Annotated in this window: 32 protein-coding genes; 3 read left to right on the forward strand and 29 right to left on the reverse strand. The window is 70.1% G+C overall.

Annotation, left to right across the window (positions count from 1 at the left end; all coding sequences use genetic code 11):
• Window positions 1–143 precede the first annotated feature (143 nt).
• The 4 genes from J7W19_RS13700 to J7W19_RS13715 are packed head-to-tail and all read right to left on the reverse strand — an operon-like array spanning window position 144 to window position 3,163.
• Window positions 144–560, reverse strand: coding sequence for a RidA family protein (locus tag J7W19_RS13700; protein WP_004951334.1), 417 nt, complete (start codon window positions 558–560; stop codon window positions 144–146).
• Between the two features lie 52 nt (window positions 561–612).
• Complete coding sequence (locus tag J7W19_RS13705) at window positions 613–981, reverse strand: holo-ACP synthase (RefSeq protein ID WP_004951332.1); 369 nt, start codon at window positions 979–981, stop codon at window positions 613–615.
• A complete protein-coding gene (gene glmS, locus J7W19_RS13710; protein WP_004951328.1) occupies window positions 978–2,825 on the reverse strand; it encodes a glutamine--fructose-6-phosphate transaminase (isomerizing) in 1,848 nt (615 codons plus the stop codon). The genes J7W19_RS13705 and glmS overlap by 4 nt, the downstream gene beginning before the upstream one ends.
• A 38-nt stretch (window positions 2,826–2,863) precedes the next feature.
• Entirely contained in the window at window positions 2,864–3,163 is a 300-nt protein-coding gene (locus J7W19_RS13715; RefSeq protein WP_004951324.1) for a hypothetical protein, read from the reverse strand.
• Window positions 3,164–3,372: 209 nt separating this feature from the next.
• On the opposite strand from J7W19_RS13715, the gene coaA reads away from it, so the two are divergent.
• Window positions 3,373–4,380 carry a type I pantothenate kinase gene (gene coaA / locus J7W19_RS13720; protein ID WP_051072714.1) on the forward strand — a complete coding sequence of 336 codons (1,008 nt, stop codon included), beginning with the start codon at window positions 3,373–3,375 and terminating at the stop codon, window positions 4,378–4,380.
• Window positions 4,381–4,513: 133 nt separating this feature from the next.
• Here coaA and glmM read toward each other — a convergent pair whose 3' ends face one another.
• The 4 genes from glmM to J7W19_RS13740 form a co-directional block, all read right to left on the reverse strand.
• A complete protein-coding gene (gene glmM / locus J7W19_RS13725) occupies window positions 4,514–5,872 on the reverse strand; it encodes a phosphoglucosamine mutase (RefSeq protein WP_004951315.1) in 1,359 nt (452 codons plus the stop codon).
• Between the two features lie 272 nt (window positions 5,873–6,144).
• Window positions 6,145–6,648 (reverse strand): 30S ribosomal protein S9, encoded by a 504-nt coding sequence (gene rpsI / locus J7W19_RS13730; protein ID WP_004951313.1) that lies wholly within the window; start codon window positions 6,646–6,648, stop codon window positions 6,145–6,147.
• A gap of 39 nt (window positions 6,649–6,687) precedes the next feature.
• Window positions 6,688–7,134, reverse strand: coding sequence for a 50S ribosomal protein L13 (gene rplM, locus J7W19_RS13735; protein ID WP_004951311.1), 447 nt, complete (start codon window positions 7,132–7,134; stop codon window positions 6,688–6,690).
• Window positions 7,135–7,395: 261 nt separating this feature from the next.
• The gene (locus tag J7W19_RS13740; RefSeq protein ID WP_004951308.1) at window positions 7,396–9,015 is read right to left on the reverse strand and encodes an ABC-F family ATP-binding cassette domain-containing protein; all 1,620 of its coding nucleotides are present in this window, start codon (window positions 9,013–9,015) and stop codon (window positions 7,396–7,398) included.
• 75 nt (window positions 9,016–9,090) lie between these two features.
• On the opposite strand from J7W19_RS13740, the gene J7W19_RS13745 reads away from it, so the two are divergent.
• Window positions 9,091–9,924: a hypothetical protein gene (locus J7W19_RS13745; protein WP_004951305.1), complete on the forward strand. Its 834-nt coding sequence runs from the start codon at window positions 9,091–9,093 to the stop codon at window positions 9,922–9,924.
• Between the two features lie 241 nt (window positions 9,925–10,165).
• On the opposite strand, the gene J7W19_RS13750 is transcribed toward J7W19_RS13745, so the two are convergent.
• Window positions 10,166–11,011 (reverse strand): hypothetical protein, encoded by an 846-nt coding sequence (locus tag J7W19_RS13750; protein WP_158688789.1) that lies wholly within the window; start codon window positions 11,009–11,011, stop codon window positions 10,166–10,168.
• 481 nt (window positions 11,012–11,492) lie between these two features.
• Here J7W19_RS13750 and J7W19_RS13755 point away from each other — a divergent pair, with 481 nt between their 5' ends.
• Window positions 11,493–13,592, forward strand: a complete 2,100-nt coding sequence (locus tag J7W19_RS13755; protein WP_004946623.1) for a glycosyltransferase — start codon at window positions 11,493–11,495, stop codon at window positions 13,590–13,592.
• Window positions 13,593–13,596: 4 nt separating this feature from the next.
• Here J7W19_RS13755 and truA read toward each other — a convergent pair whose 3' ends face one another.
• The 20 genes from truA to rplN form a co-directional block, all read right to left on the reverse strand.
• Entirely contained in the window at window positions 13,597–14,457 is an 861-nt protein-coding gene (truA, locus tag J7W19_RS13760) for a tRNA pseudouridine(38-40) synthase TruA (protein ID WP_004946626.1), read from the reverse strand.
• A 76-nt stretch (window positions 14,458–14,533) separates the two neighbouring features.
• A complete protein-coding gene (gene rplQ / locus J7W19_RS13765) occupies window positions 14,534–15,001 on the reverse strand; it encodes a 50S ribosomal protein L17 (protein WP_004946630.1) in 468 nt (155 codons plus the stop codon).
• 188 nt (window positions 15,002–15,189) lie between these two features.
• Window positions 15,190–16,212: a DNA-directed RNA polymerase subunit alpha gene (locus tag J7W19_RS13770; protein ID WP_004946635.1), complete on the reverse strand. Its 1,023-nt coding sequence runs from the start codon at window positions 16,210–16,212 to the stop codon at window positions 15,190–15,192.
• Window positions 16,213–16,345: 133 nt separating this feature from the next.
• Window positions 16,346–16,750: a 30S ribosomal protein S11 gene (rpsK, locus tag J7W19_RS13775; RefSeq protein ID WP_003948617.1), complete on the reverse strand. Its 405-nt coding sequence runs from the start codon at window positions 16,748–16,750 to the stop codon at window positions 16,346–16,348.
• A 67-nt stretch (window positions 16,751–16,817) separates the two neighbouring features.
• Complete coding sequence (rpsM, locus tag J7W19_RS13780; RefSeq protein ID WP_004946638.1) at window positions 16,818–17,198, reverse strand: 30S ribosomal protein S13; 381 nt, start codon at window positions 17,196–17,198, stop codon at window positions 16,818–16,820.
• A gap of 205 nt (window positions 17,199–17,403) precedes the next feature.
• Complete coding sequence (gene rpmJ, locus J7W19_RS13785; RefSeq protein WP_003956441.1) at window positions 17,404–17,517, reverse strand: 50S ribosomal protein L36; 114 nt, start codon at window positions 17,515–17,517, stop codon at window positions 17,404–17,406.
• 59 nt (window positions 17,518–17,576) lie between these two features.
• Window positions 17,577–17,798, reverse strand: a complete 222-nt coding sequence (gene infA / locus J7W19_RS13790; protein WP_003956442.1) for a translation initiation factor IF-1 — start codon at window positions 17,796–17,798, stop codon at window positions 17,577–17,579.
• Window positions 17,799–18,250: 452 nt separating this feature from the next.
• Window positions 18,251–19,090: a type I methionyl aminopeptidase gene (gene map / locus J7W19_RS13795; protein ID WP_004946642.1), complete on the reverse strand. Its 840-nt coding sequence runs from the start codon at window positions 19,088–19,090 to the stop codon at window positions 18,251–18,253.
• Between the two features lie 114 nt (window positions 19,091–19,204).
• Complete coding sequence (locus tag J7W19_RS13800) at window positions 19,205–19,864, reverse strand: adenylate kinase (protein WP_004946644.1); 660 nt, start codon at window positions 19,862–19,864, stop codon at window positions 19,205–19,207.
• Window positions 19,864–21,180, reverse strand: coding sequence for a preprotein translocase subunit SecY (gene secY / locus J7W19_RS13805; RefSeq protein ID WP_004946647.1), 1,317 nt, complete (start codon window positions 21,178–21,180; stop codon window positions 19,864–19,866). Before secY ends, J7W19_RS13800 begins: the two co-directional genes overlap by 1 nt.
• A 225-nt stretch (window positions 21,181–21,405) precedes the next feature.
• Complete coding sequence (gene rplO / locus J7W19_RS13810; RefSeq protein WP_004946650.1) at window positions 21,406–21,861, reverse strand: 50S ribosomal protein L15; 456 nt, start codon at window positions 21,859–21,861, stop codon at window positions 21,406–21,408.
• A gap of 1 nt (window position 21,862) precedes the next feature.
• Complete coding sequence (rpmD, locus tag J7W19_RS13815; protein WP_004946653.1) at window positions 21,863–22,045, reverse strand: 50S ribosomal protein L30; 183 nt, start codon at window positions 22,043–22,045, stop codon at window positions 21,863–21,865.
• Window positions 22,045–22,647 carry a 30S ribosomal protein S5 gene (gene rpsE, locus J7W19_RS13820; protein ID WP_004946659.1) on the reverse strand — a complete coding sequence of 201 codons (603 nt, stop codon included), beginning with the start codon at window positions 22,645–22,647 and terminating at the stop codon, window positions 22,045–22,047. The genes rpmD and rpsE overlap by 1 nt, the downstream gene beginning before the upstream one ends.
• A 46-nt stretch (window positions 22,648–22,693) precedes the next feature.
• Window positions 22,694–23,077, reverse strand: coding sequence for a 50S ribosomal protein L18 (gene rplR / locus J7W19_RS13825; RefSeq protein WP_004946663.1), 384 nt, complete (start codon window positions 23,075–23,077; stop codon window positions 22,694–22,696).
• 3 nt (window positions 23,078–23,080) lie between these two features.
• Complete coding sequence (gene rplF / locus J7W19_RS13830; RefSeq protein ID WP_004946665.1) at window positions 23,081–23,620, reverse strand: 50S ribosomal protein L6; 540 nt, start codon at window positions 23,618–23,620, stop codon at window positions 23,081–23,083.
• A gap of 22 nt (window positions 23,621–23,642) precedes the next feature.
• On the reverse strand, window positions 23,643–24,041 hold the full coding sequence (gene rpsH, locus J7W19_RS13835; protein WP_004946667.1) for a 30S ribosomal protein S8: 399 nt from the start codon (window positions 24,039–24,041) through the stop codon (window positions 23,643–23,645).
• Window positions 24,042–24,287: 246 nt separating this feature from the next.
• Window positions 24,288–24,473, reverse strand: a complete 186-nt coding sequence (locus tag J7W19_RS13840; protein ID WP_004946670.1) for a type Z 30S ribosomal protein S14 — start codon at window positions 24,471–24,473, stop codon at window positions 24,288–24,290.
• A 5-nt stretch (window positions 24,474–24,478) separates the two neighbouring features.
• Complete coding sequence (gene rplE, locus J7W19_RS13845; protein WP_004946672.1) at window positions 24,479–25,039, reverse strand: 50S ribosomal protein L5; 561 nt, start codon at window positions 25,037–25,039, stop codon at window positions 24,479–24,481.
• The gene (gene rplX, locus J7W19_RS13850; protein WP_004946679.1) at window positions 25,039–25,362 is read right to left on the reverse strand and encodes a 50S ribosomal protein L24; all 324 of its coding nucleotides are present in this window, start codon (window positions 25,360–25,362) and stop codon (window positions 25,039–25,041) included. Before rplX ends, rplE begins: the two co-directional genes overlap by 1 nt.
• A 2-nt stretch (window positions 25,363–25,364) precedes the next feature.
• Window positions 25,365–25,733 (reverse strand): 50S ribosomal protein L14, encoded by a 369-nt coding sequence (gene rplN, locus J7W19_RS13855; protein ID WP_004946682.1) that lies wholly within the window; start codon window positions 25,731–25,733, stop codon window positions 25,365–25,367.
• Window positions 25,734–25,789: the final 56 nt, after the last annotated feature.

Consider the following 25,789-nt stretch of genomic DNA (forward strand, 5'->3'; position numbering starts at 1 on the left):
GGTGCCCCGGACCCGCCCTTTCACCGTTTCTCGCGGGGGCAAGCCCCCGCACCCCCGGAGCGCCCTTCGGGCGCTGTCCTCAAACTCCCCCAGAGGGGGCACCTCCCAGCGGTAGCCGGGGGAGAAAGGGCGGGACCGGGGCATCACCCCCCGACCACGGCCAACGCCTCCACCTCCACCAGCAACTCCGGCCGGAACAAGGCCACAACCTGCACAGCCGAACTCGCCGGCAAGCACCCCGCGTCCACGAACTCGTCCCGCACCTCCCGGATCACCGGCAGATCCGCCACATCCGTCAGGAAGTACGTCAACTTCACGACGTCGCCGAACGAGGCCCCCGCCCCCGCCAGACACCGCCGCAGGTTCTCGAACACCTGCCGCGCCTGGGCGCGGATGTCGCCTTCCCCGACGACCCGTCCGTCCTCGTCGAAGGCGACCTGCCCGGATACGGCGACCAGCCGCCCGGTCCCGATGACGACGTGGCTGTAGCCGCGGGCGGGAGCGACCCCGTCGGGGGCCGGGATGTGCGTGAGGTGCGTGGCATCCGTCATGATCCGCATCCTGCACCGCACCCCACCGGCCCCGCCAGCCCCGAGATCACACCACGAGGGCTCACGCCTCCGCGATCACCACCGCCGAAGCCACCCCCGCGTCATGGCTGAGGGACACGTGCCACGACCGCACCCCCAGCGCCTCCGCCCGCGCCGCGACCGTCCCGGCCACGGTGAGCCCGGGCCGCCCGTGCTCGCCTGTGGTCACCTCCGCGTCCGTCCAGAGCAGCCCGGGCGGTGCGCCCAACGCCTTGGCCAGGGCTTCCTTGGCGGCGAACCGGGCGGCCAGGGACGCGATCCCGCGCCGCTCGCCGCTCGGCAGGTACAGCTCGCGCTCGACGAACAGCCGCTCGGCCATCCCGGGCGTCCGCCGCAGCGCCGCGTCGAAGCGTTCGATCTCGGCGACGTCGATGCCCACGCCCACGATCATTCGACGGTCACCGACTTCGCCAGGTTGCGCGGCTGGTCGACCTCGTTGCCGCGCGCGGTGGCCAGTTCGCAGGCGAAGACCTGCAACGGGACGGTGGCGACGAGCGGCTGGAGGAGCACCGGCGTGGCCGGGATCTCGACGAGGTGGTCGGCGTACGGGCGGACCGCCTCGTCGCCGCGCTCGGCGATGACGATCGTCCGGGCGCCCCGGGCCCGGATCTCCTGGATATTGGAGACGATCTTGTCGTGCAGCACGGACCGGCCGCGCGGCGACGGGACGACGACGACCACCGGCAGATCGTCCTCGATCAGCGCGATCGGCCCGTGTTTGAGCTCACCGGCCGCGAAGCCCTCGGCGTGCATGTAGGCCAGCTCCTTGAGCTTGAGCGCGCCCTCCAGGGCCACCGGGTAGCCGACGTGCCGGCCGAGGAAGAGGACGGTGTTCTTGCCGGCCAGCGAGCGCGCCAGCTCGCGCACCGGCTCCATGGTCTCCAGGACCTCCTCGACCTGCGTCCCGATGCCGTCCAGCTCCCGGATCACGGACTGGATCTCGTCGCCCCACTTCGTCCCGCGCACCTGCCCCAGGTACAGCGCGACCAGGTAGCAGGCCACCAGCTGCGTCAGGAACGCCTTCGTCGACGCGACGGCGACCTCGGGACCGGCGTGCGTGTACAGCACGGCGTCCGACTCCCGCGGGATCGTCGAGCCGTTGGTGTTGCAGATGGCGAGCACCTTCGCGCCCTGCTCGCGCGCGTGCCGCAGCGCCATCAGGGTGTCCATCGTCTCGCCGGACTGCGAGATGGCGATCACCAGCGTGCGCTGGTCGAGGATCGGGTCGCGGTAGCGGAACTCGCTGGCCAGCTCGGTCTCGCAGGGGATGCGGGTCCAGTGCTCGATCGCGTACTTGGCGATCATCCCGGCGTGGAACGCCGTCCCGCACGCGACGATGACGACCTTGTCGACCTCGCGCAGCACCGACGCCGGGATGCGCACTTCGTCCAGCGTCAGCGACCCCGACGCGTCGATGCGCCCCAGCAGCGTGTCGGCGACGGCCTTCGGCTGCTCGGCGATCTCCTTGAGCATGAAGTAGTCGTAGCCGCCCTTCTCGGCGGCGGACGCGTCCCAGTCCACGTGGTACGCCCGGACGTCCGCCGGCGCGCCCTCGAAGTCCGTCACGGTGACGGCGTCCCGGCGCAGCTCGACGACCTGGTCCTGGCCGAGCTCGACGGCCTCCCGGGTGTGCGCGATGAACGCGGCGACGTCGGAGGCGAGGAACGCCTCGCCGTCGCCGACGCCCACCACCAGCGGCGAGTTGCGGCGGGCGCCCACGACCACGTCGGGGTCGTCGGCGTGCACCGCGACGAGTGTGAACGCGCCCTCCAGGCGGCGGCAGACCTGCCGCATGGCCTCGGCGAGGTCGCCGCATGAGGAGAACGACTCGGACAGCAGGTGCGAGACGACCTCGGTGTCCGTCTCGGAGGCCAGCGCGTGCCCGCGCTCGGCGAGCTCGGCGCGGAGGGCGGCGAAGTTCTCGATGATGCCGTTGTGGACGACGGCGACCCGCCCGGGGTTGTCGAGGTGCGGGTGGGCGTTGGCGTCGGTGGGGCCGCCGTGGGTGGCCCAGCGGGTGTGGCCGATGCCGGTGGTGCCGGAGGGCAGCGGCCGGTCGGCGAGTTCCTTCTCCAGGTTGGCGAGCTTGCCCGCCTTCTTGGCCGCGGCGAGCCCGCCGTCGGCGAGCACGGCGACCCCGGCCGAGTCGTAGCCGCGGTACTCCAGCCGGCGCAGCCCGGCCAAGACGACGTCGAGGGCGGACCGCCCTCCCACATAACCCACGATTCCGCACATGGAGTGCAGCGTACGGCCCCGGCCTCACCGCCCGCCGGTCAACGTCCGCGCTCGATGCGGTCGATGGCCTCCTGGACGAGCTCCAGGTACTCGACCTCCTCGCAGCGCGGCTTGCTGCCGAAGTGGTACTGGTCGAGGCAGTCCCCGAGATCCTGGCCGAGGTCCTCGTCGGGCAGGTCGTCGCAGAGCTCGGCCCGCACCCGGTCGGCGAAGGCGTCGCCCGCGTCATGCGTCCCGGCGTGCGCCCCGGCGCGATCACCGGGAGCGTCGGCGCGGAGGCGCGTGACACGGTGGAGGGTCTTGCGGATGAGCCGGAGAACGAGCCGGAGAACGAACACGGGGGGTTCCTCGCAGGATGCCGGGGCGGCCGGAGGGTGGGACCGTATTCCTGACCCACGAGTAGGTACAGGGCCCGCGCCGGATCTTCACTCCCCCGCGCCGCCGGGTCCCCTACGGGTACCCCGCGAGTCCCAGAAGATCCCAAAGATTCCGCTCGGTACCCCGAACCCCACACCCCGCAGTGATCGCCCCGCGCCTCCCACGCACAATGGGCCCCGTGCCGACCACCCCAGAGCAGCCGCAGCAACGACGCCGCACGGCTCACTCGCCCACGCACCAGTCGTCGCTCTTCGTCGACCTGACGCGGGCCGAGTGGAGCGCGCTGCGCGAGAACACGCCCCTCCCGCTCACCGCGGAGGAGGTCGAGCGCCTGCGCGGGCTGGGCGACGTCGTCGACCTGGACGAGGTCCGCGACGTCTACCTGCCGCTCTCCCGGCTGCTCAACCTCTACGTGGGCGCCAGCGGCAGCCTGCGCGGCGCCCTGAACACCTTCCTCGGCGAGAAGGGCGCCCAGCGCGGTACGCCGTTCGTCATCGGCGTCGCCGGCAGCGTCGCGGTCGGCAAGTCGACCACGGCCCGGCTGCTGCGCGCCCTGCTGGCCCGCTGGCCCGAGCACCCGCGCGTCGAGCTGGTGACCACGGACGGCTTCCTGCTGCCCAACGCGGAACTCCAGCGACGCGGCCTGATGTCGAGGAAGGGCTTCCCCGAGTCGTACGACCGCCGGGCCCTGACCCGCTTCGTGGCGGATGTGAAGGCCGGGAAGGACGAGGTCTCCGCGCCCGTCTACTCCCACCTGATCTACGACATCGTCCCCGGCGAGCGCCTCACCGTGCACCGCCCGGACATCCTGATCATCGAGGGCCTCAACGTCCTCCAGCCCGCCCTGCCCGGCCGCGACGGCCGGACCCGGGTCGGGCTGGCGGACTTCTTCGACTTCAGCATCTACGTGGACGCGCGGGCCGAGGACATCGAGCGCTGGTACTACTCACGGTTCAAGAAGCTCCGCGAGACGGCGTTCCAGGACCCCGACTCGTTCTTCCGCCGCTACACGCAGGTCTCGGAGGAGGAGGCCCTGGACTTCGCCCGCCGCAACTGGCGCACCATCAACAAGCCCAACCTCCTGGAAAACGTGGCCCCCACCCGAGGCCGCTCGAGCCTCATCCTCCGCAAGGGCCCGGACCACAAGGTGCAGAGGCTGTCGCTCCGGAAGCTGTGATCAGCCCGTCCGGCGTTTGAGGACGCGCAGCGCAGGTGCGCTCGGGGGCGCGGGGGCGGAGCCCCCGCAGGAAACGGAGAAAGGGCGGGACAGGGGCAACCCCCATCCCGCCCACCCACCGGCACCCGGCGAACTACCCGAGCGCCGACTTCACCACATCGGCGAGCCGCTGAGCGACAGCCCGAGCCTGCTCGATGTCAGCGGCCTCCACCATCACCCGCACCAGCGGCTCGGTCCCGGAAGACCGCAGCAGCACCCGCCCGGTGGCCCCGAGCTCCCGCTCGGCATCCGCGACAGCCTCGGCGAGCTCCTGCGACGACCCGACCCGCGTCTTGTCGACGTCCCGGACGTTGATGAGCACCTGCGGCAGCCGCTCCATGACCCCGGCCAGCTCCCGCAGCGGACGTCCCGTCGCCGCGACGCGAGCGGCCAGCATCAGCCCGGTCAGCGTGCCGTCACCCGTCGTCGCGTGGTCGAGCACGATGACGTGCCCGGACTGCTCGCCGCCGAGGGCGAAGCCGTTGGCCTTCATCTCCTCCAGGACGTAGCGGTCGCCGACCGCGGTCTGGACGAGCTGGACGCCCTCCCGCTCCATGGCGAGCTTGAAGCCCAGGTTGGACATGACGGTGGCGACGACGGTGTTCTTCCGCAGCGAGCCCGCCTCGCGCATCGCGAGCGCGAGGACGGCGAGGATCTGGTCGCCGTCGACCTCGGCCCCGGTGGCGTCCACGGCGAGGCACCGGTCGGCGTCACCGTCGTGGGCGACGCCGAGGTCCGCGCCGTGCTCGACGACCGCGGCCCGCAGCTTGTCCAGGTGCGTGGAGCCGCACTCGTGGTTGATGTTGAGCCCGTCGGGGTCGGTGCCGATGGTGACGACCTCGGCGCCGGCCCGCGAGAACGCCTCGGGCGAGACCCGGGACGCCGCGCCGTGCGCGCCGTCGATGACGACCTTGAGGCCGTCGAGGCGGTTGGGCAGCACGCCGATCAGGTGGGCGACGTAGTTGTCGAAGCCCTGGTCGTAGTCGCGGACGCGGCCGACGCCGGCGCCGGTGGGCCGGTCCCAGGGCTCGCCGGTGGCGTGCGCCCGGTACGTCCGCTCGATGCGGTCCTCCAGCTCGTCGGCGAGCTTGTGGCCGCCGCGGGCGAAGAACTTGATCCCGTTGTCGGGCATCGCGTTGTGGCTGGCGGAGAGCATGACGCCCAGATCGGCGCCGAGCGCGCCGGTGAGGTACGCGACGGCGGGCGTCGGCAGCACGCCGACCCGCAGCACGTCCACGCCCGCGCTGGCCAGCCCGGCCACCACGGCGGCTTCCAGGAACTCCCCGGACGCCCGCGGGTCGCGGCCCACCACCGCCACCGGGCGATGGCCCTCGAACGTCCCCGCCTCGGCGAGCACGTGCGCCGCGGCGACCGACAGGCCGAGCGCGAGCTCGGCCGTCAGATCGGCGTTGGCGACGCCGCGCACACCGTCCGTACCGAAGAGTCGTCCCACTGGTGTCCTCCGAAAAAACGCGGGAGTGCGGGGCCCCGGAGGGAGCCCCTTGTACTTGAGCCTCGTACGTGAGGTGACGGGCCCTGGGCCAAAGCGTTGCCGCCAGGTGACCGAAGTCTCCCAGGTATACGGGGTACCCGCCCCAAGTGGCCCGTACGAGTGGCCCGCCACCCGAACGGGTGACGCGAAACCACGGGTGGTACATAGCCGAACGCCCCGGCAGCACGGATCGTGCCGCCGGGGCGTTCGAGCAGAAGCAGCGAACCGCCGGATTAGCGCTTGCTGTACTGCGGGGCCTTGCGGGCCTTCTTGAGACCGGCCTTCTTGCGCTCGACCGCACGGTCGTCGCGCTTGAGGAAGCCGGCCTTCTTCAGCGGGCCGCGGTTGTTGTCGACGTCGGCCTCGTTGAGGGCACGGGCCACGCCGAGGCGCAGGGCACCGGCCTGGCCGGAGACGCCGCCACCCGAGATGCGGGCGATGACGTCGTAGCGGTCGTCGAGCTCGAGCACCTTGAAGGGCTCGTTGACTTCCTGCTGGTGCACCTTGTTGGGGAAGTAGTCCTCAAGGGTGCGACCGTTGATCTTCCACTTGCCGGAGCCCGGAACGATCCGGACACGGGCGATGGCGTTCTTGCGACGGCCCAGGCCGGCGGCCGGCTGCGGGTCGCCGAAGCGGGACGCGAGGGACTCGGAGGTGTACTCCGACTCCACGACCTCGGTCTCGGTGGTGTACTCCTCGACGCCCTCGACCGGCATCTCGGCGGTGGTCTCAGCCACGATTCTCCTCAGACTTTCTGGTTCGGCGGTGGCCGGGACTTAGCCCTGCTTGACCTGGGTGATCTCGAACGGCTGCGGCTGCTGGGCGGCGTGCGGGTGCTGGTCGCCCGAGTAGACCTTCAGCTTCGAGAGCATCTGACGGCCGAGGGAGTTCTTGGGCAGCATGCCCTTGATCGCCTTCTCGACGGCCTTCTCGGGGTTCTTGTCGAGCAGCTCGTCGTAACGGACGGAGCGCAGACCACCCGGGAAGCCAGAGTGGCGGTACGCCATCTTCTGGGTCTTCTTGTTGCCGGACAGGTGGACCTTGTCGGCGTTGATGATGACGACGAAGTCACCCATGTCCATGTGCGGGGCGTACACGGGCTTGTGCTTGCCGCGCAGCAGGGAGGCGGCCTGAGAGGCCAGACGGCCCAGGACGACGTCCTGCGCGTCGATGATGTGCCACTGGCGCTGGACATCGCCGGGCTTGGGGCTGAACGTACGCACGGTCGTAGCCTTCGCTTCTTCAGTGAGTGTGGGTCCTGACACGGTCCGCATGGGACGATCGCGCGAGCCTGGCCGCACAACGGGGACGCAACCCGTGTGCCGACCGCCGGCGATCGGCCTGACGGACAAGCGTAAGGGCCCCTCGCGTGAGAACGACCAAGCCAATACGCATAACGAACTCGTAGAGTACCGGGCGCCCACCCACGGGGTCAAAACACATGGTCGCACCGGGCCGGGCCACGGCACCCCCGGCCCGACCGCTCACCGCGCCCGCGCCACCCGCGTCTCGTCCCAGACCGGCTCCGACGCCTCCCGCACCCGCCCGTCGCTCCCGAAGACCAGGAAGCGATCGAACGCACGCGCGAACCAGCGGTCGTGGGTGACGGCGAGCACCGTCCCCTCGTACGCCTCGAGACCCTGCTGCAACGCCTCCGCGCTCTCCAGGTCCAGGTTGTCCGTCGGCTCGTCCAGCAGCAGCGCCGTGGTGCCCGCCAGCTCCAGCAGCAGGATCTGGAAGCGGGCCTGCTGCCCGCCGGAGAGCCGGTCGAAGAGCTGGTCGCCCTGCCGGTCCAGCTCGTAGCGGCGCAGCGCGGACATCGCGCCGCCCCGGTCCCTGGCGTGCTCGGTCCACAGGATGTCGACGAGCGTGCGGCCCATCAGCTCGGGGTGCGCGTGGGTCTGCGCGAAGTGGCCGGGGACGACGCGGGCGCCCAGCTTCCACTGCCCGGTGTGGGCGACGTCCTCCCCCGCCAGCAGCCGCAGGAAGTGCGACTTCCCCGACCCGTTCGACCCCAGGACGGCGACCCGCTCCCCGTAGAAGACCTCCAGGTCGAACGGCTTCATCAGGCCGGTGAGCTCCAGCCCCGCGCAGGTCACGGCCCGTACGCCGGTCCGGCCGCCGCGCAGCCGCATCCGGATGTCCTGCTCGCGCGGCGGCTCGGGCGGCGGGCCCGCCTCCTCGAACTTGCGCAGCCGGGTCTGGGCGGCGGCGTAGCGGGAGGCCAGCTCGTGGCTGACGGTGGCGGCCTGCCGCAGCGAGATCACCAGCTTCTTCAGCTGGGCGTGCTTCTCGTCCCACCGCCGGCGCAGCTCCTCGAAGCGGGCGAAGCGCTCCTTGCGGGCCTCGTGGTACGTGGCGAAGCCGCCGCCGTGCACCCAGACGTCGCTGCCCGCCGGGCCCGGCTCGACGCTGATGATCTTCTCGGCGGAGCGGGCGAGCAGTTCGCGGTCGTGGGAGACGAAGAGGACCGTCTTCTTCGTCTCGCGCAGCCGCTCCTCCAGCCAGCGCTTGCCGGGGACGTCGAGGTAGTTGTCCGGCTCGTCCAGCAGCAGCACCTCGTCGGTGCCGCGCAGCAGCGACTCCAGCACCAGGCGTTTCTGCTCGCCGCCGGAGAGGGTGCGCACCTGCCGCCACTGGGCCCGCTCGTACGGCACGCCGAGCGCGGCCATGGTGCACATGTCCCACGTGGTCTCGGCCTCGTAGCCGCGCGCCTCGGCCCAGTCGGACAGGGCCTGGGCGTACGCCATCTGCGCGGCCTCGTCGTCGACGGTCATGATGGCGTGCTCGGCCGCGTCGACGGCCGCGGCGGCCTCCCGGATCCGCGGCGGCGCCACGGAGACGAGCAGGTCGCGCACGGTCCGCTCGTCCCGTACGGACCCCACGAACTGCGGCATCACCCCGAGCCCGCCCCCGACGGAGACCGTCCCGCCGTGCGGCTGGAGGTCTCCGGCGATCAGCCGGAGCAGCGTCGTCTTCCCGGCGCCGTTGGCGCCGACCAGCGCGACGGCGGCCCCTTCGCCGACCCGGAAGGACACGTCCCCCAGCAGCGGCCGGCCGTCCGGCAGGTAGTACTCGACGTGCGCGACCTCGACATGCCCCATAGCGCGCATTGTGTCGGCTTTCCCGGACGCCACCAACCGGTTTACCCGCCCGGCGCCCGGTCTACGATGCGCCCCATGAGCTTTGGGCAGGGGGGACCGGGCGGGGGAACGCCGGACTGGGCGGCGCTCGCCGCGGACACGGAGGCGCGCGACCGCCGCCGGAAGCTGCTGATGATCGGCGGCGGGGTGCTGGCCGCGGGCGGGGTGGCGGCGATCGTGGCCACCGCGATCGTGCGGTCGGACGGCGACGGGGGCGGGGGCGGGAAGGGCGGCAAGAACGCCGCCGGAGCCTCCGCGGCGCCCAGCACCCCCGGAACCCCCGAACCCACCTTCGCCCCGGTCGCCCCGCCCCCGCCGCAGGACCCGCGGGCCTTCATCTCCAGCGCGGAGAAGGACAAGGCCCCGCTGACCACCGGCACGCTCTTCCCCGACGCCAAGCCCGCCCTGTCGGGCCGGACGTACCAGCGGACGGCCACCGCTGCCACCACGGACTGCGCCTCCGTCACCCAGGGCGCCCTGGGCTCCGTCCTGTCCTCCAACGGCTGCCGCCAGGTGCTGCGCGCCACGTACGTACGCGACGGGGTGGCCGTGACGGTCGGCGTCGCCGTCTTCGACACCAAGGCCGCGGCCGACAAGGCCAAGGCCCAGTCGGCGGGCAACATCGCCGCTCTGTCCGGCGACGGCGCCGCCGCCTTCTGCCACGCCACCGCGTGCCGCCTGACGGCCAACGCGGAGGGGCGGTACGCCTACTTCACGGTCGCGGGCAACGCCGACAACAAGCCGGTGTCCGCCGACGACACCACGGCACTCAACGCGGGCCGGGACATCTCGACGTACGCCTTCGGCCGCATCCTGGCCCGGGGACGGGCGGCGGCGGCTGCCGCGGCGGCGTCTTCGGTCACGCACTGACGGGGGCACCGTCGGGTAGGGATGCCCCGGTCCCGCCCTTTCACCGTTTCTTGCAGGGGCTTCGCCCCCGCACCCCCGAAACCGCGCTCCGCGCGGTTGTCCTCAAGCGCCGGACGGGCTGAATATCAGCCCGTCCGGCGCTTGAGGACGAGCGGCGAAGCCGCGAAAAGGGGGGTCTGGGGGCGCAGCCCCCAGGGAAACGGCGAAAGGGAGGGACCGGGGCACCAGCCCGCCGCAGGCGCTACCCCTCGTCCCCCTGCGGCAGGACCCCCGGCGAACCCCCCTTGTCGTCCCCACCCTTCGGGCGAAGCCCACCCGCCTCGACCTTCCGCACCTGCGCCGCCACCAGCCGCGGCGGAATCTCCGCCCGCCCAGGATCCCCGAGACTCGTGGCGAAGAACATGGACAGCACCTCCCCCGACCGCACCACGGTGATCAGCGTCGGCGCCTCCTCCACCGCGTTGGCGAGCCGGTAGGCCGCCGCCTCGTCCCCCAACCGGGGCGCCGTCACGCGCTCGACCGCGTCGAACGCCTGCCGCTCGCCCTCGCCCGTCCGCATCGTGAACCCGCCCGCGCAGTCCGCCGCCGCGTCCCGGAGCCCGCGGAGGGTGGCCGCGGCCCCGCCGGGCCGGTACTCGGCGACCCGGACCGTCCCCAGCAGGCCCTCGTCGGGCCCGTCCTGCTCGCCCGCGAACGTGCTCGCCACCGACTCCAGCGGCTCCGGCCGCGGCTGCGAGCCGAGCGCCGTGGCCAGGGGCCCGCACGCGGCCCGGTCGGCGGTGGGCGTGCCGCGCCCGGCGGAGCCCGGCGGCGCCTGCTCGATCACCAGCCCGGGCACCTCGTCCTTGAGCAGCTCGACGCCGCCGAGCCGTCCCGCCCGCCGGCCGTCGCCGAGCTCCTCCGACTCGCCGGGCCCCGACCCCGGCCCCCGGTCCCGGGCGTCCGCGGCCCCCACCGAGCGCTTCCCGTCGTTCCCGTGCCCGTCCCCGCGCCCGGCTCCGTCCCCGCCCCCCGCGCAGCCGGCCACCGGCACCAGCATTCCCACCGTCACGGCCGCACACAGCACGGCCGCCGTTCTCGCCTTCACGTCCCCCACCCTTCCAGTCGCCGAGGGCCGGGGCGCGTCACGCCACACCGGCGTCACACCGGCGTCCCCCCGGAGCCCCGCGTCCCCCACCCCGGCCACCGGCGGTCCTTCCGGCTTCGGGGTCCCCCGGGGGACGTCTCGATCTTTTCGAGCTTTCAGGATGAGCGGGCGGCGCCACGATTGACGCACGGGGACGTCACGACGCGAACACGAAATACGAACGCACACGCGAATCCCAATCGCCCGGCGGTCCACCCCGCACACCCGCGGTTCACCCCCGGCGCGGTCCCGTCCGGTCACCGCCCGATGGGTGACAGAGGCCACAATGTAGGCTGCCCAGGCAACCGAACCCCCCGTCGGCGGTCTCATCCGGTACAGACCGGTCGTCCACGACCGGCCGGCAGGGGACGGACCCCGAGTACCCAGGCCAGGGGGAAGGACGGACGCGGCGCCGGCAGAGGCGTGCCGCGCACACACCGCCATGAAGATCTCTTTCCTGTTGCAGAACGCGTACGGCATCGGCGGCACCATCCGCTCCACGTTCAACGTCGCCAGTGCGCTCGCCGCCCGGCACGACGTGGAGATCGTGTCGATCCTGCGGACCGGCAAGGTCCCCCGGCTGCCGCTCCACCCCAAGGTCAAGCTGGTCAACCTGATCGACACCCGCGAGGACCACGGGGCCGACCGCGACGACCCGCTTCTGTCGCAGGACAGCGCCTACATCCCGCCCAAGGAGGCGAAGGGCGCCCACTTCAGCGCCCTCACCGACCGCCGGGTCGCCGACCACCTCGCCGAGACGGACGCCGACGTCGTCGTCGCCACCCGCCCCGGCCTGGTGATGTACCTGGCCGGCTTCGGCCAGGACCGCTACCTGAAGATCGGCCAGGAGCACCGGATCTACGGCACCCACGAGCCGAACATCCGCGCCGCCCAGGACCGCGCCATCCCGCACCTGGACGCCCACACCACCGTCTCCGAGGCGGACGCCCGCACCCACCGCGAGCAGTTCCCCGACGTCAAGACGAAGATCATCTGCATCCCCAACGGCTGCCCGCCCTCCGAGGTCGAGCCCGCCGACCCGACCACCAAGCTCGTCGTCGCCGCCGGCCGCCTCATCCCGGTCAAGCGCTACGACCTGCTGGTCGCCGCCTGGGCCACCGTGCACGCCAAGCGCCCCGACTGGAACCTGCGGATCTACGGCCGCGGCCCCGAACTCGCCAAGCTCCGCGCCCAGATCGAGCGCCTGGAGCTCACCGAGACGATCACCCTCATGGGCGCCCACTCGCCCATCGAGACCGAGTGGGCCAAGGGCTCCATCGCCGCCGTCACCTCCCGCGAGGAGTCGTTCGGCATGACGATCGTGGAGGCCATGAACTGCGGCGTCCCCGTCGTCGCCACCGACTGCCCGCACGGCCCCGGCGAGATCATCAGCGACGGCAAGGACGGCCTCCTCGTCCCCGTCGGCGACAGCGAGGGCATCGCCAAGGGCCTCCTCAAGCTGATCGAGGACGACGAGCTGCGCCGCACCATGGGCGCCGCCGCCAAGGTCTCCGCCCAGCGCTACTCCCCCGAGCGGATCGCCGACGCCTACGAGGACCTGATCCGCAGCCTCGGCGTCGACACCGCACCGAAGCCGGCCGCCGCGGCCGCCGCCGACAAGGCCCCGCTGAGCACGTCCCTGCGGCGCACCGTCGGAAAGATCATCCGCCCGCTGCGCGGCCGCCCGGTCGCCCAGCCGGCCCGCAAGCCGGTCTCCGAGGCGCTGAAGGAGATAGTCCGCCGACCGCTGAAGGCCACCGCCTCCACCCGCGTCGACGCCGACGGCAACATCGTCGTCTCCGTCGACGGCAAGGGCCTGGCCGGCGACGACCTCTCGCTGACCGTCACCCGCCGCAAGGAGGGCAAGCCGATCAGCGTCCCGCTGGCCACCCCCGCCACCCCGGGCGCGCCCTACACGGCCGTCCTGGACCGCGCCAAGCTGCGGCTGGGCGAGGGCCGTTGGGACCTGCACGTCGTCCGCGACGAGGACAAGGCGCGCCGCCGCGTCGTCTCCCACCTCGCCGAGGGCAAGAACCTGCTCGGCCTGGAGCCGCTGCCCGGCTCCCCGTTCACCTGGATGATCGCCTACCCGACGGTCGACGGGTACCTGGCGCTGCGCGCCTGGCACCGCCCCGCGCACGCCGAGGCGCTGTCGATCCGTCAGACGGAGACCTCGCTCACGGTCCAGGGCCGGCTCTACGGCACCTCGTTCACCGAGGACACCAAGCCGTTCGTCATCGGCACCCCGCGCGCGGAGTCCGCGGCCGACATCTCGGCCGAGGTCACCGTCCTGGACTCGACGAGCTTCCGCTTCACCCTGCGCACCTCCCAGCTCAAGGCGGCCCGCGGCGACGAGGGCGCGATCTGGGACCTGGCGCTGCGGCTGGCCGGCGACGCCGAGCCGGTGCGGATCGGCCGGATCGTCGGCGACATCGTCGACCGCAACAAGACCGACATCTACCCGACGGTCGGCGGCGTCCGCCCGTACCTCACCGTCAACAGCGACCTGGCCGTCAACTGCCCGGCCGCTGAAGCCAAGTGACGGACTAGCAGCAACCGCCGGACCGACCGGGGAGCGTGCGCTTGTTGCGCGCTTCCCGGTTGCGGGCGGCGAGCTCGGAGTCGGCCGGGTAGCCGACCTCCTCCAGGGTCAGCCCGTGCGGCCGCACCACGTGCACCGCCGAGTCCCGCACCCCGGCCGCCAGCACCTTCCCCGGCCAGTCCACCGGCCGGTGCCCGTCGCCGACGAACAGCAGCGCGCCGACCAGCGACCGCACCATGTTGTGGCAGAACGCGTCGGCCTTCACGGTCGCCGTGATCACCCCGTCCGCGTCCCGCTCCCAGTCGAGCCGCTGGAGCGTACGGATGGTGGTGGCACCCTCGCGCTTCTTGCAGTACGCCGCGAAGTCGTGCTCACCGACGAGGCGTTCGGCCGCCGCGTTCATCGCGTCGACGTCCAGCGGCCAGTCGTGCCACAGCACGTGCCCGCGCAGCAGCGGATCCACGCCCGCCGGGTGGTCCACCACCCGGTACGCGTACCGCCGCCAGATCGCGGAGAACCGCGCGTTGAACCCGGCGGGCGCCTCCGCGACCCGCCACACCCGCACATCGTGCGGCAGCCGGCCGGCCAGCCGGCGCAGCAGCTTGTCCTCGTGCTCGGCCCACACCTCGACGGGCAGATCGACGTGCGCGACCTGGCCGCGGGCGTGCACCCCGGCGTCCGTCCGGCCGGCGACCGTCAGCTCGTACGTCACCTTGGACCGCGTCACGGTCCGGATCGCGTCCTCCAGCTCGCCCTGCACCGTCCGCTGGCCCTCGCGCTGCTTGGCCCAGCCGGAGAAGTCCCTGCCGTCGTACGACAGGTCCAGCCGCACCCGGACGTACCCGGGCGCCACCTCGTCACTCACCGCGTGTTTCCTCTCAGAATGCGGGACGGGCCCGCCCCCGGAAAGGGGCGGGCCCGGCACTGACACGTCAGACGCGTCAGGCGTCCTTCGACTCCTCGGCCGCCTCGGCGGCCTTGGCCTCGTCGGCCTCCTTGACCGCACGCTTGGTGGCGGCCTCGGCCTCGGCGACGGTCGCCTTCTTGGCGATCTCGCCCTCGACCAGCTCGATCACGGCCATGGGCGCGTTGTCGCCACGGCGGTTACCGATCTTGGTGATACGGGTGTAGCCACCCGGACGCTCGGCGTAGCGCGGAGCGATCTCGGTGAAGAGGGTGTGGACGATGCCCTTGTCGGTGATCGTCTGCAGCACCTGGCGACGGTTGTGGATGTCGCCCTTCTTCGCCTTGGTGATCAGGCGCTCCGCCACCGGACGCAGGCGACGGGCCTTGGCCTCGGTGGTGGTGATGCGGCCGTGCTCGAAGAGGGAGCGGGCGAGGTTCGCCAGCATCAGCTTCTCGTGCGCGGCACCGCCGCCCAGACGGGCACCCTTGGTGGGACGCGGCATGGTGTTTCTCCTAGGTGTCTGCCCCGGCCGTATCAGGTACCGGAGTCAGTATCCGAGCGGGCGGTCGCCCGTCGGAGATCCGAGCCTCTTTCGGGGCCCGGAAGGGCCCGCGCCCCGAGGGGCGCGGGGAACTGCGCGACCAGCCACAGCGGGCCCGCAGTCAGCATCGGACCGTCGGTCCCGAGCTCTTAGTACTGCTCGGTCTCGACGAAACCCGCGTCCGCGTCGTCGTCGGCGCCAAAGGCGTCCGCCGCGGCGGTCGGGTCGAAGCCGGGAGGCGAGTCCTTCAGCGCCAGGCCCATGCCCGCGAGCTTCGCCTTGACCTCGTCGATCGACTTCGCACCGAAGTTGCGGATGTCGAGCAGGTCGGCCTCGGAACGGGCGACGAGCTCACCCACGGAGTGGATGCCCTCGCGCTTGAGGCAGTTGTAGGACCGAACGGTGAGCTCCAGCTCCTCGATCGGCAGCGCCAGGTCGGCGGCCAGGGCGGCGTCCGTCGGGGACGGGCCCATGTCGATGCCCTCGGCGTCGATGTTCAGCTCGCGGGCGAGACCGAACAGCTCGACCAGGGTCTTGCCGGCGGACGCCATGGCGTCGCGCGGGCGCATGGCCTGCTTGGTCTCGACGTCGACGATCAGCTTGTCGAAGTCGGTGCGCTGCTCGACTCGGGTCGCCTCGACCTTGTAGGTGACCTTGAGGACCGGCGAGTAGATGGAGTCGACCGGGATACGGCCGATCTCCTGGCCCACCTGCTTGTTCTGGACGGCGGAGACGTAGCCGCGACCGCGCTCGACGGTCAGCTCCATCTCCAGCTTGCCCTTGGCGTTCAGCGTCGCCAGGACCAGGTCGGGGTTGTGCACCTCGACGCCGGCCGGCGGGGCGATGTCCGCGGCGGTGACCAGGCCGGGGCCCTGCTTGCGCAGGTACATCACGACCGGCTCGTCGTGCTCCGAGGAGACGACCAGCTGCTTGATGTTGAGGATGAGGTCGGTGACGTCCTCCTTGACGCCCGGCACGGTGGTGAACTCGTGCAGGACACCGTCGATGCGGATGGACGTGACCGCCGCACCCGGGATCGAGGAGAGGAGCGTACGACGCAGGGAGTTGCCGAGGGTGTAGCCGAAGCCCGGCTCCAGCGGCTCGATCACGAACCGCGAGCGGAACTCGTCGACGACCTCTTCGGTCAGCGAGGGACGCTGAGCGATCAGCATGCGATGAATCCTTCAGTCATGGGCGCCCGCTATTTGACGCCCGTTGTGTACTGCAAGGGTACGGGCGGCACGGCTCCCGCGAGGGGATCCGTACCGCCCGGACACTCGAAGCTACTGCGCGAAGCAGCCTGCGTCAGACGCGGCGGCGCTTCGGGGGGCGGCAGCCGTTGTGCGGGGTCGGGGTGACGTCCTGGATGGAGCCCACCTCGAGACCGGTCGCCTGGAGCGAACGGATGGCGGTCTCACGGCCGGAGCCCGGACCCTTGACGAAGACGTCGACCTTGCGCATGCCGTGCTCCTGCGCGCGGCGAGCGGCCGACTCGGCGGCCATCTGCGCGGCGAACGGGGTGGACTTGCGCGAGCCCTTGAAGCCGACGTGGCCGGCGGAGGCCCAGGAGATCACGTTGCCGGTCGGGTCCGTGATGGACACGATCGTGTTGTTGAACGTGCTCTTGATGTGCGCGTGGCCGTGAGCGACGTTCTTCTTTTCCTTGCGGCGCACCTTCTTGGCAGCGCCCTGACGACCCTTGGGGGGCATCTCTTACTCCTACAGGGAGGTGGTCGGTCCTACAGCGAAGACCGCGTGGTCAAGCGTCCGCTGAGGACTACTTCTTGCCCGGCTTCTTCTTGCCGGCGATGGCGCGACGCGGGCCCTTGCGGGTACGAGCGTTCGTGCTGGTGCGCTGACCGTGGACCGGCAGGCCACGACGGTGACGCAGACCCTGGTAGCAGCCGATCTCGACCTTGCGGCGGATGTCGGCCTGGATCTCGCGACGGAGGTCACCCTCGGTCTTGAGGTTGGCGTCCACGTACTCGCGGATCTTGACCAGGTCCTCTTCGGCCAGGTCACGAACGCGGGTGTTCGGGTTCACACCGGTGGCGGCGAGGGTCGCCTTCGACTGGGTGCGGCCGATACCGAAGACGTAGGTGAGTGCGACCTCCACGCGCTTGTCGCGCGGGATGTCAACACCGGAAACGCGTGCCATTGAATGGCTCCAGATGTTCGTCGGAGGTCTTCCACAGGACCGCTCCCAGCCGCCGTCCCCTTCGCCTTCGCGAAGGGTTGGTACGGACTGGGTCCCCGGCCTCCGAAACCGGGGGTGTCGCCCTCCATGCAGAGAGGGACGGGTCCTGCGTATGTACGTGTTGCTCGCGTCGCGCGAAGAACTGCGGAGTGCGGTTCGGTGTGCGTCAGCCCTGGCGCTGCTTGTGGCGCAGGTTGTCGCAGATGACCATGACCCGGCCGTGGCGGCGGATCACCTTGCACTTGTCGCAGATCTTCTTGACGCTCGGCTTGACCTTCATGGGTGTGAGGTTCTCCGGGTCAGTGCCACCACCCCGCCGAGACGGGATGCCGACAAGATCTACTTGTAGCGGTAGACGATCCGTCCGCGCGTCAGGTCGTACGGAGAGAGCTCCACTACGACCCGGTCGTCGGGAAGGATACGGATGTAGTGCATCCGCATCTTGCCGCTGATGTGCGCGAGGACCTTGTGACCGTTCTGGAGCTCCACCTTGAACATGGCGTTCGGCAGAGACTCGATCACGGTGCCCTCAATCTCGATGGCACCTTGCTTCTTGGCCACGCTTCGCCTTTCGAATCGGCTACCTTGATCGACTCAGGGATTCGTACCCCCGCGCGAACGCGGGCATGCGGATACACGAGAGCCGACGCATCAGTCTACGTCAGGGCAACCGGAAAGACTAATCCAGGGGTGCTTGCCCAGCCGCAGTGATCCTTAAGCGACGGCTCGACAGCGGGCGCGAACGCCCGCCGGGCCTCGGCCCAGCGGGCAGGCTCCTCCCAACGCCGGCCTCCGACCGGCGGACGGGCCGGAGGCCGCCGTCAGGGCCCCCGCTCAGCCCAGCGGGTCCGGCGCCGCCGTCACACCCAGCTCGGCCAGCTTCGCCTTGCCCCCGAAAGGCTCCTCCCGACGCCGCACTCGCGGGATCGGCGCCGGGGCGCCTCACAAGCTTCGAGCGGCTGCGCCGGCCTCCGACCGGCGGACGGGCCGGAGGCCGCCGTCAGGGCCCCCGCTCAGCCCAGCGGGTCCGGCGCCGCCGTCACACCCAGCTCGGCCAGCTTCGCCTTGCCCCCGTCCACCGCGGTGAGGACCAGCGGGCCGTCCTCCGTCAGGGCGACCGAGTGCTCCCAGTGCGACGACCAGGTCAGATCGTCGGTGAGGACCGTCCACTCGTCCTCCAGGACGTGCGTCCGCGGCGTGCCCAGCGAGACCATCGGCTCGATCGCGATGCAGAAGCCGGGGACCAGCTTCGGGCCGCGGCCCCGCTTGCGGGAGACGTAGTTCAGCAGGTGCGGGTCCATGTGCATCTCGGAGCCGATGCCGTGCCCGCCGTAGTCCTCGATGATCCCGTACTTGCCGGTGGCCGGGCGCGGCTGGCGGCGGATGTACGTCTCGATGGCCCGGGAGACGTCCACCAGCCGGTTGCCGTTCTTCACGGCCGCGATGCCGGCCCACATGGACTCCTCGGTCACCCGGGAGAGCTCCACCAGCTCCGGGGCGTGCCCGCCGCCCACGAAGGCCGTGAAGGCCGCGTCGCCGTGCCAGCCGTCCACGATGGCGCCGGCGTCGATGGAGATGATGTCGCCGTCCTTCAGGACGGTCTCCGCGCTCGGGATGCCGTGGACCACGACCTCGTTCACCGAGGTGCAGATCGTCGCGGGGAAGCCGCCGTAGCCGAGGAAGTTCGACTTGGCACCGTGCTCGGCCAGCACCTTGCGGGCGACGTCGTCGAGGTCCTTGGTGGTCGCGCCGGGGACCGCCGCCTCCCGGGTGGCGGCGTGGATGGCGGCGACGACCAGCCCCGCCTCGCGCATCTTCGCGATCTGGTCCGGGGTCTTGATCTCTACCGCCATGGGGGCCTTCCTCGGCTCGACGACATCTTTCGAAAACTTCGCAGTAAAACTGGTTCAAACAACACTACGGCCGCGATCCCCCGAAGGGCATCGCGGCCGTACACCACCGGTGGCTCAGGCGCCGTCCCGCGCGGGGAGCGCCTCCATGGCCCGCTGGGTCACCTCGGCGACCTTGCCGAGCGCGGAGATCGTCACCACCAGGCCCTGGGCCTTGTAGTAGTCGATGATCGGCTCGGTCTCGCTGTGGTAGACCTCCAGCCGCTTGCGGACCGTGTCCTCACGGTCGTCGTCGCGCTGGTAGAGCTCGCCGCCGCAGACGTCGCAGACGCCCTCGGTCTGCGAGCGGTTGTAGATCACGTGGAAGACGTGGCTGCTGTCCGCGCGGCAGATCCGGCGGCCGGCGATCCGCTTCACGACCTCGTCCTCGGGGACCTCCAGGTCCAGGACGGCGTCCAGCTTCAGGCCCTTGCCCTTCAGGTACGCGTCCAGCGCCTCGGCCTGGCCGATGTTGCGCGGGAAGCCGTCCAGCAGGAAGCCGCCGGCGGCGTCCTCCTGATCCATCCGGTCCTCGGCCATGCCGATGGTCACCGAGTCCGGGACCAGCTGGCCGGCGCGCATGTACTCCTGGGCCTGGACGCCCAGCGGGGTGCCCTGGCTGATGTTCGCCCGGAAGAGGTCGCCCGTCGAGATGTGCGGGATCGCGAGATTCTTGGCGAGGTACGCGGCCTGCGTACCCTTGCCGGCGCCGGGCGGCCCGACGAGGACGATTCGCATCAGCGGAGGAACCCTTCGTAGTTGCGCTGCTGAAGCTGGCTCTCGATCTGCTTCACCGTCTCCAGACCGACACCCACGATGATCAGGATGCTGGTTCCCCCGAATGGGAAGTTCTGGTTCGCGTTGAGTGTGACCAGCGCCACGGTGGGCACCAGGGCGATCACGCCCAGGTAGAGAGAGCCCGGCCACGTGATGCGGTTCAGCACGTAGCTCAGGTACTCCGCGGTGGGACGTCCCGCCCGGATGCCCGGGATGAACCCACCATACTTCTTCATGTTGTCTGCAACTTCTTCGGGGTTGAAGGAGATGGCGACATAGAAGAAGGCGAAGAAAACGATCAGCAGGAAGTAAGTGACCATGTAGATCGGGTGGTCGCCCTTGACCAGGTTGGCCTGGATCCACTGCGCCCAGCCCGCGTCCTTGGAGTCGGTGAACTGCACCAACAGCGCCGGGATGTAGAGCAGGGACGAGGCGAAAATCACGGGGATGACACCCGCCTGGTTCACCTTGAGCGGGATGTAGGTCGACGTACCGCCGTAGGAACGGCGGCCGATCATGCGCTTCGCGTACTGCACGGGCACGCGCCGCTGCGCCTGCTCGACGAAGACCACCAGGCCGACCATGGCCAGGCCGCAGAGGATGACGAGGCCGAACTCCAGCCAGCCGCCCATCAGCTTGCCCTGGAGCTTGATCGCCCACAGCGCGCTCGGGAACTGCGCGGCGATCGAGGTGAACATCAGGATCGACATGCCGTTGCCGATGCCGCGGTCGGTGACGAGCTCACCGAGCCACATGATCAGCGCGGTGCCGGCGGTCATGGTGATGACCATCGTGATGGTCGTGAAGATCGAGTGGTTGGGCACGATGTCGGACGCGACCGGGCAGTTGCCGAAGAGCGCGCCGTTGCGCGCGACGGCGACCAGGCCGGTGCCCTGGAGCACGGCGAGCGCGATGGTCAGATAACGCGTGTACTGCGTGATCTTGGCCTGGCCGGACTGCCCTTCCTTCTTCAGGGCTTCCAGCCGGGGGATCACGACCGTGAGCAGCTGCAGGATGATGCTCGCCGTGATGTACGGCATGACCCCCAGCGCGAAGATCGTGATCTGCAGCAGCGCGCCACCACTGAACATGTTCACGAGGCCGAACAGGCCCTGACCACTCTTGGCCTGGTCGACGCACGTCTGGACGTTCTGGTAGTTGACCCCCGGGATCGGGACCTGCGACCCGAGCCGGTAGAGCACCATGATGCCCAGCGTGAACAGCAGCTTCTTGCGCAGGTCGGGCGTCTTGAACGCCCGGGCGAACGCGGTGAGCACGGTGCCTCCTGCGCCTCTCACGCACCCACGTGAGAGGTAACGGTCTTGAGGATCGACGAATACATATCAGTCATGGCCGGACGGGCACAGTCCGCACGGCCCGGGGGTGATTCCCCCCGTGGGTACAGCAACAGTCCACGCCACCTTACCGGCGACCGTGCCCGGCTAGGAACGACCAACCGGGGATGCCCCTATGGGACATCCCCGGTTGTCGGATCAACGAACTCAGACGAGTTCGGTGACGCTGCCGCCGGCGGCGGCGATCTTCTCCTTGGCGGAGCCGGAGACGGCGTCGACCGTCACCTGCAGCGCCACGGAGATCTCGCCCTGGCCCAGGACCTTGACGAGCTCGTTCTTGCGCACCGCGCCCTTGGCGACCAGGTCGGCCACCGTGACCTCGCCACCCTGCGGGTAGAGCGCGGCCAGCTTGTCCAGGTTCACGACCTGGAACTGCTTGTGGGCGGGGTTCTTGAAGCCCTTCAGCTTCGGGAGGCGCATGTGGAGGGGCATCTGCCCACCCTCGAAGCGCTCCGGAACCTGGTAACGGGCCTTGGTGCCCTTGGTACCACGACCGGCCGTCTTACCCTTCGACGCCTCACCACGACCGACACGGGTCTTGGCGGTCTTGGCGCCGGGAGCCGGACGGAGGTTGTGGACCTTCAGCGGGTTCTGCTCCGCCATGTCAGTCGACCTCCTCGACCGTGACGAGGTGGCGGACGGTGTGCACCATGCCGCGGATCTCGGGACGGTCTTCCTTGACAACCACGTCGTTGATCTTCTTCAGACCGAGCGAACGCAGGGTGTCGCGGTGGTTCTGCTTGCTGCCGATGTAGGACTTGGTCTGCGTGACCTTGAGACGAGCCATTACGCACCCGCCCCCGCACGCGCACGCAGCAGGGCGGCGGGCGCGACGTCCTCGAGCGGCAGACCACGACGGGCGGCGATCTCCTCGGGACGCTGCAGTCCCTTGAGGGCCTCCACCGTGGCGTGCACGATGTTGATCGGGTTCGACGAACCGAGCGACTTCGACAGGATGTCGTGGATGCCGGCGCACTCGAGCACCGCGCGCACCGGGCCACCGGCGATAACACCGGTACCGGGGGACGCGGGCTTGAGCATGACGACGCCGGCCGCCTTCTCACCCTGGATCGGGTGCGGGACGGTGCCCTGGATCCGGGGGACCTTGAAGAAGTTCTTCTTGGCCTCTTCCACGCCCTTGGCGATGGCAGCCGGAACTTCCTTGGCCTTGCCGTAACCGACACCGACCGTGCCGTCACCGTCGCCCACCACGACCAGCGCGGTGAAGCTGAAGCGGCGACCACCCTTGACAACCTTGGCGACGCGGTTGATCGCGACTACGCGCTCAACGTACGCGGTCTTCTCGGCGGCAGCGCCACCGTCGCGACCCTTCCGGTCCCGCCGCTCGCCGCCACCGGCACCGCTTCCGCGGCGCTGGGGTCCAGCCATTGGAATTACCTCTCTCTGTTACGTCCGCTAGCTCCGGAACCGGGGCTTAGAACTTCAGCCCGGCTTCGCGGGCGGCGTCCGCCAGAGCGGCAATGCGCCCGGCGTACTGGTTGCCACCGCGGTCGAACACGACGGCCTCGACACCGGCGGCCTTGGCACGCTCGGCGACCAGGGCGCCAACCTTCTTGGCCTGGGCGCTCTTGTCACCCTCGCCACCGCGGATCGACGCGTCCAGGGTCGACGCCGACGCCAGGGTGTGACCCTTGATGTCGTCGATGACCTGGGCGGTGATGCCACGGTTGGAGCGCGTGACGACCAGGCGGGGGCGCTCGGCCGTACCGGAGATCCGCTTGCGGATGCGGATGTGGCGGCGCTTCGCGGCGGCGCGCTTGTAGGCGTCGCCCTTCGCGATCTTCACACCGTATGCCATGGCTTACTTACCCGCCTTTCCGACCTTGCGGCGGATGACTTCGCCCTCGTACTTGACGCCCTTGGCCTTGTACGGGTCGGGCTTCCGCAGCTTGCGGATGTTCGCGGCGACCTCGCCGACCTTCTGCTTGTCGATGCCCTCGACCGTCAGCTTGGTCGGGGACTCCACCTTGAAGGTGATGCCCTCGGGAGCCTCGACCAGGATCGGGTGGCTGTAGCCCAGGGCGAACTCCAGGTTGGAGCCCTTCGCCTGGACGCGGTAACCGACACCGCTGATCTCGAGCTTCTTGCTGTAGCCCTGGGTCACGCCGGTGATCATGTTCGCCACCAGCGTGCGCGACAGACCGTGCAGGGCCTTGTTCTGACGCTCGTCGTTCGGGCGGATGACGTTGAGCACGCCGTCCTCGCCCTTAGCGATAACGATGGGCGCCGACAGGGTCAGGTTCAGGGTGCCCTTGGGACCCTTCACCTGCACGTCACGGCCATCGATGGTGACGTCCACACCAGCGGGAACCTGGATGGGCAGCTTGCCAATACGCGACATTAGCTATTCCTCCGTTCCCGGGTTACCAGACGTAGGCGAGGACTTCCCCACCCACGCCCTTCTTGCTGGCCTGCTGGCCGGTCAGGAGACCGTGGGACGTGGAGATGATCGCCACGCCCAGGCCGCCGAGGACCTTCGGCAGGTTGGTGGACTTTGCGTAGACCCGCAGGCCCGGCTTCGAGATCCGCTTGATGCCCGCGATGGAGCGCTCACGGTTCGGGCCGAACTTCAGCTCGAGGATCAGGGACTTGCCGACCTCGGCGTCCTCGACCTTCCAGCCGGTGATGTAGCCCTCCTGCTGCAGGATCTCGGCGATGTGCGCCTTGATCTTGCTGTGGGGCATGGCCACGGTGTCGTGGTAAGCCGAGTTCGCGTTCCGCAGACGGGTCAGCATGTCTGCGATCGGATCGGTCATGGTCATGTTTGGCCTTCGGCCTCTCTCGCCGGGGTTTCCTATCTGCGCCATCCCTCTCCCCGAGCTTCGTCGGAGCGGGTGCGGTGCGGGGACCTACGGCGTAGTAAGCGACGTTATGCGGCCCGCACAGAGGTGCGGGACACGTGCGGTCATGGGCGGCGGGCGCCCAACCCCTCAACTCTACGGGAGAGCCGGGGGCGGGGACCCGCCGTCCATAGGCTTACCGAGAGCCCTGGTTACCCAAGTGGGTAATTACCAGGAGCTCTTGGTCACGCCCGGCAGCTCGCCACGGTGAGCCATCTCACGAAGGCACACGCGGCAGAGGCCGAACTTGCGGTAAACGGAGTGCGGCCGGCCGCAGCGGTTGCAGCGGGTGTACGCGCGGACCGAGAACTTCGGCTTGCGCGCGGCCTTCGCGATCAGAGACTTCTTCGCCATCTCGGTCACGCCTCCTTGAAGGGGAAGCCGAGGTGACGAAGGAGGGCGCGGCCCTCGTCGTCGTTGGTCGCCGTGGTGACCACGGTGATGTCCATACCCCGGACGCGGTCGATCTTGTCCTGGTCGATCTCGTGGAACATGACCTGCTCCGTGAGACCGAAGGTGTAGTTGCCCCGGCCGTCGAACTGCTTCGGGGACAGACCACGGAAGTCGCGGATGCGCGGGAGCGCCAGCGACAGGGTGCGGTCCAGGAACTCCCACATGCGGTCGCCGCGGAGGGTGACGTGGGCACCGATCGGCTGGCCCTCACGCAGCTTGAACTGCGCGATGGACTTGCGGGCCTTGGTCACGGCGGGCTTCTGGCCGGTGATCGTGGTGAGGTCGCGGATGGCGCCCTCGATCAGCTTGGAGTCGCGGGCGGCGTCGCCCACACCCATGTTGACCACGATCTTGGTCAGGCCGGGAACCTGCATGATGTTCTCGTAGGAGAACTCCTCACGCAGCTTGCCGATGATCTCTTCGCGGTAGCGCTGCTTGAGGCGCGGTGCGTTGGTGGTGGCAGTCATCAGATGTCCTCACCGGTCCGCTTGGCAACGCGGATCTTGTTGCCGTCCTCGTCGAAGCGGTAGCCGACGCGGGTGACGACCTTCTTGCCGTCCTTCTCCACGACGAGCTGAACGTTGCTCACGTGGATGGGGGCCTCGGTCGTGACGATGCCGCCGGTCTTCGAACCACGGGCGGTCTGGCCGGCCTTGGTGTGCTTCTTGACCCGGTTGACACCCTCGACCAGGACGCGGTCCTCGGCGGGCATGGCCTGGATGACCTTGCCCGTCTTGCCCTTGTCCTTGCCGGTGATGACCTGTACCAGGTCGCCCTTCTTGATCTTCATGCTTACAGCACCTCCGGCGCGAGCGAGACGATCTTCATGAACTTCTTCTCGCGCAGCTCTCGGCCGACGGGGCCGAAGATACGGGTGCCGCGGGGGTCACCGTCGTTCTTGAGGATGACGGCCGCGTTCTCGTCGAAGCGGATGTACGAGCCGTCCGGACGGCGGCGCTCCTTGACGGTGCGAACGACGACGGCCTTGACGACGTCGCCCTTCTTCACGTTGCCACCGGGGATCGCGTCCTTGACGGTGGCGACGATGACGTCACCGATGCCCGCGTAGCGGCGACCCGAGCCACCGAGAACACGGATGCAAAGGATCTCCTTGGCACCAGTGTTGTCGGCGACGCGAAGTCGCGACTCCTGCTGGATCACGTCTATCTCCTGATCGTCTGCCGGTTCCCGGCGGGGGCCTCACGGATGAGGCCCCA

It is taken from the genome of Streptomyces mobaraensis NBRC 13819 = DSM 40847 (assembly GCF_017916255.1).
GTDB classification, from domain to species: domain Bacteria; phylum Actinomycetota; class Actinomycetes; order Streptomycetales; family Streptomycetaceae; genus Streptomyces; species Streptomyces mobaraensis.

Excerpts from the sequence above, each read along its gene's own strand:
- rplR (WP_004946663.1), bottom strand. The coding sequence starts at position 23,077 with ATGGCATACGGTGTGAAGATCGCGAAGGGCGACGCCTACAAGCGCGCC.
- J7W19_RS13745 (WP_004951305.1), top strand. The coding sequence starts at position 9,091 with ATGAGCTTTGGGCAGGGGGGACCGGGCGGGGGAACGCCGGACTGGGCG.
- J7W19_RS13700 (WP_004951334.1), bottom strand. The coding sequence starts at position 560 with ATGCGGATCATGACGGATGCCACGCACCTCACGCACATCCCGGCCCCC.
- J7W19_RS13755 (WP_004946623.1), top strand. The coding sequence starts at position 11,493 with ATGAAGATCTCTTTCCTGTTGCAGAACGCGTACGGCATCGGCGGCACC.
- J7W19_RS13770 (WP_004946635.1), bottom strand. The coding sequence starts at position 16,212 with ATGCTGATCGCTCAGCGTCCCTCGCTGACCGAAGAGGTCGTCGACGAG.
- J7W19_RS13840 (WP_004946670.1), bottom strand. The coding sequence starts at position 24,473 with ATGGCGAAGAAGTCTCTGATCGCGAAGGCCGCGCGCAAGCCGAAGTTC.
- rplQ (WP_004946630.1), bottom strand. The coding sequence starts at position 15,001 with ATGCCGCGTCCCACCAAGGGTGCCCGTCTGGGCGGCGGTGCCGCGCAC.
- map (WP_004946642.1), bottom strand. The coding sequence starts at position 19,090 with ATGGCGGTAGAGATCAAGACCCCGGACCAGATCGCGAAGATGCGCGAG.
- rplF (WP_004946665.1), bottom strand. The coding sequence starts at position 23,620 with ATGTCGCGTATTGGCAAGCTGCCCATCCAGGTTCCCGCTGGTGTGGAC.
- J7W19_RS13705 (WP_004951332.1), bottom strand. The coding sequence starts at position 981 with ATGATCGTGGGCGTGGGCATCGACGTCGCCGAGATCGAACGCTTCGAC.
- glmS (WP_004951328.1), bottom strand. The coding sequence starts at position 2,825 with ATGTGCGGAATCGTGGGTTATGTGGGAGGGCGGTCCGCCCTCGACGTC.
- J7W19_RS13800 (WP_004946644.1), bottom strand. The coding sequence starts at position 19,864 with ATGCGAATCGTCCTCGTCGGGCCGCCCGGCGCCGGCAAGGGTACGCAG.
- rplE (WP_004946672.1), bottom strand. The coding sequence starts at position 25,039 with ATGACTGCCACCACCAACGCACCGCGCCTCAAGCAGCGCTACCGCGAA.
- rplX (WP_004946679.1), bottom strand. The coding sequence starts at position 25,362 with ATGAAGATCAAGAAGGGCGACCTGGTACAGGTCATCACCGGCAAGGAC.
- coaA (WP_051072714.1), top strand. The coding sequence starts at position 3,373 with ATGGGCCCCGTGCCGACCACCCCAGAGCAGCCGCAGCAACGACGCCGC.
- rpsH (WP_004946667.1), bottom strand. The coding sequence starts at position 24,041 with ATGACCATGACCGATCCGATCGCAGACATGCTGACCCGTCTGCGGAAC.
- rpsK (WP_003948617.1), bottom strand. The coding sequence starts at position 16,750 with ATGCCCCCCAAGGGTCGTCAGGGCGCTGCCAAGAAGGTGCGCCGCAAG.
- rpmJ (WP_003956441.1), bottom strand. The coding sequence starts at position 17,517 with ATGAAGGTCAAGCCGAGCGTCAAGAAGATCTGCGACAAGTGCAAGGTG.
- rpsE (WP_004946659.1), bottom strand. The coding sequence starts at position 22,647 with ATGGCTGGACCCCAGCGCCGCGGAAGCGGTGCCGGTGGCGGCGAGCGG.
- rplO (WP_004946650.1), bottom strand. The coding sequence starts at position 21,861 with ATGGCGGAGCAGAACCCGCTGAAGGTCCACAACCTCCGTCCGGCTCCC.
- rpsM (WP_004946638.1), bottom strand. The coding sequence starts at position 17,198 with ATGGCACGCGTTTCCGGTGTTGACATCCCGCGCGACAAGCGCGTGGAG.
- J7W19_RS13740 (WP_004951308.1), bottom strand. The coding sequence starts at position 9,015 with ATGGGGCATGTCGAGGTCGCGCACGTCGAGTACTACCTGCCGGACGGC.
- rpmD (WP_004946653.1), bottom strand. The coding sequence starts at position 22,045 with ATGGCTCGTCTCAAGGTCACGCAGACCAAGTCCTACATCGGCAGCAAG.